Raw genomic sequence first — 427 nt, forward strand, 5'->3', positions numbered from 1 at the left:
AGCCATGAAGCTCGACCAGGGAAAAATTTATACGCGCAGAGAAATAGCCAGCAAATGCCAGATGTCTCACACCACCTTCTACAAGTTCTTGGAAAGGTACAAGGAACAGGGGGAAGCCGGTCTCTACGATAAAGAACGGGTCCCCGGCATCAGGCCAAACCAAACTCCACCGGATGTTGAAGAAGCTATTCTGGCTTTCGTCCAGGATCACCCTCCTTACGGCCCGAAAAGAATCAGCGCCGAACTGAGAAAAGACGGCATTAAAGTCGGCGAAACCGCCGTATACGGGGTGCTTAGACGAAACGGCCTCAATACCAGGCGCGAACGCCTGAAATGGATTGACTCCCTGCAGCCTCCCCAGGAGAAAACGGCCTGGGAGTTAGACAAGGAGGCCTGCCAGCACCGACACGTGCATGCCCCTGTACCA

Annotated in this window: 1 protein-coding gene; it reads left to right on the forward strand. The window is 54.1% G+C overall.

Features of this window, described 5'->3' with window-relative positions:
• Nucleotides 1-427 (forward strand): helix-turn-helix domain-containing protein (locus tag GFC01_RS18335; RefSeq protein WP_194175049.1); only part of this gene is annotated, 427 nt, incomplete at both ends.

It is taken from the genome of Desulfofundulus thermobenzoicus (assembly GCF_009428905.1).
Lineage (GTDB): Bacteria > Bacillota > Desulfotomaculia > Desulfotomaculales > Desulfovirgulaceae > Desulfofundulus_A > Desulfofundulus_A thermobenzoicus.